5 protein-coding genes are annotated in these 8,716 nt (G+C 45.5%); all 5 read left to right on the top strand.

Annotated features, from left to right (window positions below):
• Positions 1 to 237: 237 nt before the first annotated feature.
• The 5 genes from C3B73_RS06125 (at position 238) to C3B73_RS06105 (ending at position 8,671) form a co-directional block, all read left to right on the top strand.
• Positions 238 to 1,269 carry an IS110 family RNA-guided transposase gene (locus C3B73_RS06125; protein WP_103664590.1) on the top strand — a complete coding sequence of 344 codons (1,032 nt, stop codon included), beginning with the start codon at positions 238 to 240 and terminating at the stop codon, positions 1,267 to 1,269.
• Between the two features lie 53 nt (positions 1,270 to 1,322).
• A complete protein-coding gene (locus tag C3B73_RS06120) occupies positions 1,323 to 2,294 on the top strand; it encodes a hypothetical protein (RefSeq protein WP_103664721.1) in 972 nt (323 codons plus the stop codon).
• A 31-nt stretch (positions 2,295 to 2,325) separates the two neighbouring features.
• Positions 2,326 to 4,044, top strand: coding sequence for an ATP-dependent DNA ligase (locus C3B73_RS06115; RefSeq protein WP_103664720.1), 1,719 nt, complete (start codon positions 2,326 to 2,328; stop codon positions 4,042 to 4,044).
• A 179-nt stretch (positions 4,045 to 4,223) separates the two neighbouring features.
• Positions 4,224 to 5,552 carry an efflux RND transporter periplasmic adaptor subunit gene (locus C3B73_RS06110; RefSeq protein WP_103664719.1) on the top strand — a complete coding sequence of 443 codons (1,329 nt, stop codon included), beginning with the start codon at positions 4,224 to 4,226 and terminating at the stop codon, positions 5,550 to 5,552.
• 11 nt (positions 5,553 to 5,563) lie between these two features.
• Complete coding sequence (locus C3B73_RS06105; RefSeq protein ID WP_103664718.1) at positions 5,564 to 8,671, top strand: efflux RND transporter permease subunit; 3,108 nt, start codon at positions 5,564 to 5,566, stop codon at positions 8,669 to 8,671.
• Positions 8,672 to 8,716 lie beyond the last annotated feature (45 nt).

Genomic DNA, 8,716 nt, shown 5'->3' with positions numbered 1-8,716 from the left:
CCTCTTTTAGACTTCTTAGGAAATATTTTGTTGGTTAGCTACTAACAAAATAAAGCTACCGAACCATGGCAGGCAATCTCTTGCGCTCCTCCGGGTAAAACCCTTATTGCGAATCAAAGCCTGTCATGGCAGGTAGTTATCTAAACCCATATAGTATGGAAAGTATACCTTTTTAAAAGAGGCGGGAAGATAACTACTCGGCAGCTATTCAATCTTAATTAAAATAGGTAAATAGCTATGGAAATTACAATTAAATGGCGCTTTATCGTAGGTATTGACATTTCTAAACACACCCTGGATATCTCTTTATTTGATCGCCAAACCGGCGATAGAAATATGTTGCAGGTGCCTAACACTCAGGAAGGGTTCCACAACTTAGCCGAGTGGATGGAAGATCACGAAGTAACTCAATCACAGACGATACTTATTAGTGAACACACCGGACGCTATGGGGAGCACTTGTTACGATGGAGTACACGGACTGGTTGGCCTCATGCGGTGGTAAAGACAACGGCCCTGGAAAAAGTTAGCTGGGAACATCACCGTAAAACGGATGAATTTGACGCCAGCCAACTGGCAGAATATGGAGCTCGATTTAATGACCGATTACAGCTGGCAGAGGCTCCAAAACCCACGCAAGCACAATTAAAACGGCTTCAGGCCGAAAGACGGAAGATGGTGGATCGACGAGCAGCCCTCAAGAGTAAGCTTGGCGAGGCTGAGTTTCATGATGCGGACATGAGCCAATTAACCAAGATGTGGAACCAACAGGTAGAACTTCTCACCCAGCATATCGAGCAGCTGGAATACACCATGGATGAGCTGATCCGTCAGGACCCAATTCTGTGCAGGCGCCATCAAACCTTGCGAACAGCTCCCGGTATCGGTCCGGTCATTGCACGATTTTGGTTGTGCATGTTTGCTGGGAAAGACCAACTCAATCCCCGGAAAATATCTTCTCGATTTGGCTTTGCCCCACACGGGCGAAGCTCCGGAAGCTCGGTCAAAAGCCCGGATCGATCCACCGGGTACGGAAACTCCGAATTGCGGCGATTAATGCATCAGGCAGCCCGCAGTGTAGCCAACCACAAACCACACTATCACCAATATTACGAGAAGAAAATTAATGAAGGCAAGCATGAATTAGTTGCTATCAACAACATCATCAATAAACTGATTCGTCTGTACTGTGCCATGTGGAATAACCGGGCAGAATATGATCCAAAACACATTCAGAAAATGATCAAGAAATACAAAAAATCAGCCTAATCCACTTGATTTAGTCATAGTATTCGCAATGACAGCTAATAAATTAAGTAACCATGCTAAAGATCACCAAAGCGAGAAATCATGGAATCTTACTGCCGGAATTAGGCATTGGGCTGGATTACAGCGGCTCTGATGCCAACCACGTCTTTGTATCCCATGGTCATGCCGACCATATTCCATGGAAGCTTAGGGCATCCGTCTATGCCACTCCGCCCACCAAAAAATTTATGCACTTGCGGGGAGTCAATTATCAGGTCAATGCATTGGATTTTGGTCGATCTTATGAAACCAAACATGCAAAAGTCACTTTTTTCCCGGCGGGGCATATTCTCGGTTCAGCTATGACCCTCGTTGAAAGTGATAACGGAAACCTGCTTTACACCGGCGACTATCGCACGCCTCCTTCCCCTGCCACGGAAGGATTTGAATTACCGGATGTGAAGATCCATCAGTTTATAACGGAAGCAACCTTTAGTCTGCCCGTGTATAAATGGCTAAGCTATGATCAGCTAAAATTGGAAGTAACCGAATTTGCAGAAACAGCTTTAGAGGATGGGCATACTCCTGTTTTTCTGGCTTACAACCTCGGGAAAGCACAAGAGATCATGCACATGGTTCGTGAGTTAGGACAGCCAATCCAAATTCACGGTGCCGGATACAAACTTTGTTCAGTTTATGAAGAAGAAGGGATTGATCTGGGAAATTATGAGAGTTATGACCGGGAAACCTGTGAAGGTAAGATCCTGATCTGCCCAAGTTCAGCCATTGGGAATGGATTTGCATCCAACGTTCGCAATAAACGGATCGCCTACTGCAGTGGCTGGGCAACCATGGAATCCAGACGTAGTCAGCTTACGGTCGATAAGCTGATCCCATTATCAGACCACCTCGACTTCTTCGAACTGATCTCACTCTGTGAACAATTAGCTCCCGATATGACCTACATCACCCATACCCCCAATCCGGATGTAGTAAAACACTACCTGGATAAAAGAAACTTAAGATCCGGGTTTTTAGATAAGTAAAGACTTAACCCCATATTGCAGCCATCGATCAGTGACCATTAAACCAACAAATACATTTTATACGCTATCAAGGATCGCTCAAACCATTGGTGAAACCCGTGGCAGCCATGCCAAGATCAGGATCTGTGCAGAATATTTCATGCAATTAGATAATGACACTGACCTGAGGCTTGCAGCGCAGTTTTTAGGAGAAGGAGCTTTTTCTGATCTATCGGATAAACGGACAACAGTTGGAAGCCGAACTTACTCTACCCTTGCAGCTGAATTTTGTGAAATCGATTATGATATGGTATTCAAACCCAGCAAAACAGCTTTGGGTAGTGCTTCTGAAACCATTGAAAAATTATTGAACAACATTCCGGAAGCTCAAAAAAAATGGTCGGCACACGGTCTTTTGCTGAAAGAGATTGAGGATATATTTGAAGAACTTCAGTCCGTATCCTCCAGGGCCGATAAACAGAGTATCCTTAAAAATGCGTGGGCAAAGATGACACCCCTTGAGGTCAAATTCTTTCTGCGAATAATGGGCAGAGGTTCACTGCGCATTGGTTTTGAATCCAAAAGTATAATCTCTTCGATCGCAAAAGCATTCGATAAAAAGGTAAAGGATGTGCGGTATGTGCATATGATCACCGGAAGCATTGGAAAAACGGCCTTACTGGCCCGAAATGATCAACTCGAAGACGCCCAATTTAAATTATTTCAACCCATTTCATTTATGCTGGCCTCTCCGGTTGAAAGCCGGTCTGTTGAGGATTTTCAAGAATACCTGGTAGAGGAAAAGTTTGACGGGATGCGGTGCCAGATCCACGTAAAACAAGATAAAGTGCATATCTTCTCCAGAGACCTGAATGATATCACCCACTCTTTTCCGGAGATCGTATCGTTTTTCAGGGAACGCGACCTGCCGGAGATCATTCTTGATGGTGAGATCTGTGTGTTCAGGGATGATACCATCATGCCCTTTCAACATCTTCAAAAACGTATGGGGTTGAAAAAGCCAACAAAAAAGATCCTCGCAGAATATCCGACCCTGCTCATTTCCTATGATCTGCTTTTTTATGACGGTGAACCCGTATTTGAACACACACTTATAGAAAGACGTCAACTGCTTACTGACCTTTCCAAACGACACAACTTCCCAATTACCACTCAGCACTACATTCAAAATAAAGATGAGATCGACACGTACTTTGAGCAAGCCCTGGCCCACGGCAACGAAGGATTGATGCTGAAGCACAAGCATTCAACCTATGAGTATGGACAAAGGAGAAAATCGTGGTTAAAAGTAAAGAAACCCGGTGGTTCGATCGATACGATCATCATGTATGCTCACGCCGGAAGCGGTAAACGGGGTGGTACATACTCAGATTTTACTCTCGGGGTATCCGTAAGGGATGATGAACGATATGAGGAAGAATTCATTCCCATTGGAAAAGCCTATGGCGGTTATACGGATGAGGAACTGAAAAAAATCAACAATAGAATCAAAGAGATCACAGCCGAGAAATACGGGCCTACATTAGGGCTTTATCCTGATATTGTCATAGAACTGGAGTTTGATGACATTCAAGTAAATAAAAGAACCAAGGCCAATTATACCTTGCGTTTTCCCCGGTTCAAAGCCATTCGCTGGGATCTGTCACCGAATGATGTGGACACCCTCAAAGATGTGGAACGTTTATACGAGGAGAAACTGAACCAACAGCGACTTGCCCAGGATCAAAATCCTTCTTTTCAATTTGGATAATCTTTTTACAACCATCGGTCATTTACCTATTCCTTTGGGGAATGCATTCTTGTCATTACAGGTTTAATTAAGCACAACCTGTTTACCATCTGTAATGCCTTTTAATAGCATTTAACATTAAATAGGGAGAGCTTTTGCTTCAATTCAGGTTAAAGGGTCAAACCACACAACACAGACACATGAAAAATTTTTCTAAGTTATCTAAAACACTCATTATTCTTGCATTTGCAAGTGCTGTAACGGCCTGTTCCGGCAATAGCGATGAAAGCTCAAATCAACAACAAGATCAATCCGGAGTCATACCGTCTGTTGAAGCCGTTCAGGCACGTTATGGGTCCTTGCCCCTGGTCGAACGGTTTAGCGGAAATGTAAGATCAGAGAATCAGGTTTCCCTTTATCCTGAAATTTCTGGCGTGGTACAAGAAGTGTACGTACAAAACGGAGATTTTGTGGAACAGGGTGACCCCATTGTTAAACTCAATACCGGTATCCTTGAAAAGCAACTTCAGCAGGCCGAGGCAAATCTAAAGATCAGCAATGCCCAGCTTAAACAGGCTAAAGCTCAGTTTAATGAGATACAGAGCGAATATAACCGGGTGAAACAACTTGAAGCAAAAGATCTGACCAGTCAGGCTGAAGTAGATCAGATCGAAGGACAATTGCTATCAGCTGAAGCAGACGTGGAACTGGCTGAAGCCCAAAGAGATCAGTCAGCTTCCATTGTTGAGCAACGAAGAGAAGAACTTAGTAAGGCCATAATCAAAGCCCCCATTTCGGGAACTGTAGGACAAAGAAATGCCGAAATAGGTATGCAGGCTAACACCAGTACTCAGCTGTTTCTGATAGGTGATCTTACAAGGTTAAAAGTTGAGATCGTACTGACAGAAGATATGCTCAGTCAGATCAACGTTGGGCAAACTGCAAGGGTGATTGTAGAAAATCGGGATGGCGAACAGACTGCTCTTGAGGCTGAGATATCCCGTATCTCCCCATTCCTCAATGAAGTAACGAGGAGTACTCAGGCCGAGATCGATGTAAATAATGAAAGCGGACTACTCAGACCGGGTATGTTTGTGCCGGTTGATATCCTATTCGGTGAAAGTGAACAAGCCACTCTTATTCCCATAAGTGCGCTATTCACAAATACCCAAACCGGCGAAAGTGGAGTTTATTTAGCCAGTTCACTTGGGTCAGAAATTGAACCCGTTAGCGACAGCTCTGCGAATGGATCTAACAGGCCTGCGGCTATGTCTGCCCCAACTCCGGTAGAATTCGTACCCATTGATGTTATTGCACAGGGTAGAATGGAACTGGGGGTAGCCGGTATTGAAAGTGGGCAATGGGTTGTTACCATGGGGCAAGACCTCCTTGCCGAAGGAAGAGAACAAGCTCGTGTCAGAAGTATGAGCTGGGAACGCATCTATCAATTACAAAATCTGCAGCGGGAAGATCTCCTTGAGCAGATCATGCAGGAGCGCGATCGTTCTGCCAACAACATGAATTTATAATCTGACTCGTCATGCCAATTACAGAAACTTCGATTAAACGACCTATTGCAACATCGATGGTCTTCCTGATCATCATCACCCTGGGAGTGATCGGGTTCCGTTTTCTGCCGGTTGACCTCCTTCCTCCTATCGAATATCCGCAACTGACCGTCTCAACAGACTATGCCAATGTGGGACCTGCTGAAATGGAGCAGATCATTACTGAACCGGTTGAAAATGCCCTTGCCGGGGTTCCGGGTGTAGAAAGAGTCCGTTCCAGCTCCAGTGAGGGAAGCAGCCGAGTGACCCTTGAATTTGCCCAAAGCGTTGATGTAGATGTTGCCTCAAATGATGTAAGAGCCGCTTTGGATCGGGTTCGTGACAACTTGCCTCCCGAAGCAGATCCACCAAGGATCTGGAAATTTGACCCCAATAATTTCCCGATCGTTATTATCGGTGCCAATTCGGATATGAATCTGGCTGAATTGACGACCGTTCTGGATCGTGAGATCCTACAGCGGTTTGAACAGATCAATGGCGTAGGTTCCATCGATATCTGGGGAGGCATTGAAAGAGAAGTTAAAGTAGATATCAAACGTGATAGATTGATAGCCAGTGGACTTTCAACAGCCGACGTTCAGCAAGCCATTGCGGGTGAGAATGCCAATCTACCCGGTGGTAACGTCAACTCAGGGGTGAAACAATTGTATGTAAGAACCCTGGGTGAGTATGAATCCATAGAACAGATCGCCAACACGGTGATCACTACCGTAGATCAGCAGCCTATTCGCGTTAAGGATGTTGCTGAAGTTACATTTGGGTATCAGGATCTGAACCGGGTGGTTTACATTGATGAGCAGCCAATGGCCCGATTCGGCATCCGAAAGCAGACCGGTGCCAACACTGTAGCTGTAGCAGAAAATATCCGGCAAGAAGTGGCACAGATCAACCAAGAGCGGAATGATCTTGAACTGTTTGTAACCACCGACCAAAGTGAATTCATCCAAAGCTCCATCGACAATGTCCAAAGTTCGGCTGTTTGGGGAGCCTTATTGGCGGTAGTTATTTTGTACATCTTTTTCAGAAATGGGTCCTCAACCTTCATTATTGCCGTTTCAATTCCCATTTCGATCATTGCTACCTTCGCCCTGCTTTACTTCAGTGACCTGACACTCAATCAAATGAGTTTTGGAGGACTTGCGCTTGGTGTAGGACTCATTGTTGATAATGCCATCGTGGTGCTCGAGAATATAATCCGCCTCAGAGAGGAGGAAGAAGAAGACCTTAAACCAAGTGCCCTGATCGGGACCAAACAGGTTGCCGGTGCGATCGTTGCCTCTACCCTTACCACCTGTGTGATCTTTTTACCGGTCGTATTCATGCAAACGGTGTCCGGATTATTATTTCAGGAACTTGCACTGGTTGTAGTCTTTGCCTTAGCATGTTCCCTCCTGGTTGCGTTGACCTTAGTTCCTATGCTTTCAAGCCGGTTCCTGACCGTTAAAAAAGGAACCACCAATAAAAAAGGACGTTTCCAAAAGTTCTTTGCCCGCATGGAAGGAAAATACTCTCTGGGACTTGAAAAAACCTTACAGCACAAACCGGCAGTGTTTGGCATCACTGCATTTTTGGTAGTGGGGAGTTTCCTCGCTGTTCCAACTATCCCGGTTGAACTGGCTCCTCAAACGGATGCCGATGAAATTGATATTGACCTTCAACTGGCGGATGGAACTAACATTGCCGTTCAGAATTTATATCTCAAAGAACTTGAAGAAATTGTAAGAGCTACGCTTCCCATGGATGATGTGGAGTACTTCACAACTGAAGTGAGGGATGGACGTGCAGAGGTTGAGATCGCCATGGTTCCGCAATCCGAACGTTCGCAAAGTACTTCTGAACTTGCCGAAGAGATCCGTGAAAACCTGGAAGGCCAAATTCCGGGGGCTGATATCAGAGTCAGTGCCCAATCCGGACTCTGGATCATGCGCCGCATATTTGGTGGTGGTGGAGCCGAAGACCTTCAATTTGAATTACGGGGATATGACCTTGAAAAAGCCTATGAGTTGGCACAGGACATAAAACTTCGGGTTGAAAAACTTCCCGGTATCGTTGAAGTTCGATCCGGTCAAACGGAAGGAACCCCTGAAGAACGCATTTTATTTGATCGTGAGAAGATCGCTGACCTGGGACTATCGGTCAGGCAGGTGGCTCAGGTCATTCAAACCAACATTGGCGGCAGCCGTGCCGGTTCATACCGAATAGGTGGCGATGAATATCCAATTACCGTTCGTCTTCGACCTGAAGACCGCCTGGGTACCTTAGATATCAACAATATTTCAGTGAACCTGCCCGGTGGCGGAGTGATCCCTGTTTCCTCAGTGATCGTTAAAGAAAGCGGACGTGGCCCGGAAGATATTAACCGTATCAACGGACAGCGTGTAACCAATATCACGGCCAATCTTGAAACCGGAGTCGCTTTAGGTGAAGCCGTGGAACTCATTCAGGAAGAACTCGCCGACTTCCCTCTTCCGGAAGGGTTCAGTATTGTTTACGGTGGAGAGTATGAGGAACAGCAAAAAGCAGCTGCAGATTTCAGTATGTCCATCATTATGGCATTGATCCTGATCTATATGGTAATGGCCGGACAGTTCGAGCGTTTCCTTGATCCGCTTATCGTTATGTTCTCAGTTCCTTTAGCTATGATCGGAGTGATCCCGGCACTACTGATAACCGGAACCACTATCAATATTCAAAGCCTGATGGGAATGATCATGCTGGTCGGGATCGTGGTAAACAACGCCATTGTACTGGTCGATTATATCAATCTGATGAGGCGTGATAAAGGCTTACCGGTTGTTCAGGCCGTTATTGAGGCGGGCCGACTCAGACTTCGTCCAATTCTGATGACCACTTTAACCACGGTTCTTGGTTTGCTGCCCCTTTCATTTGGACTTGGAGCCGGGGCCGAAATTCAGGCTTCACTGGCTCGCGTTGTGATCGGTGGACTGACCGCATCTACATTGGTAACCCTGGTATTCATTCCTGTGGTTTATGTTACAGCTGACAAGATCCTTGAGAAGGCCAAAGCTATTAGCTGGAATCCGTTTACCTCAACTAAGGAAGTGGAACTGGCTAACTAAAACACTAAAATCAGTAATCTCATGTAGAAGCCTGCAGGATCTGAT

Source organism: Gracilimonas amylolytica (assembly GCF_002911695.1).
In the GTDB taxonomy this organism is placed as follows: domain Bacteria; phylum Bacteroidota; class Rhodothermia; order Balneolales; family Balneolaceae; genus Gracilimonas; species Gracilimonas amylolytica.
This window is presented reverse-complemented; position numbering and strand designations above follow the sequence as displayed.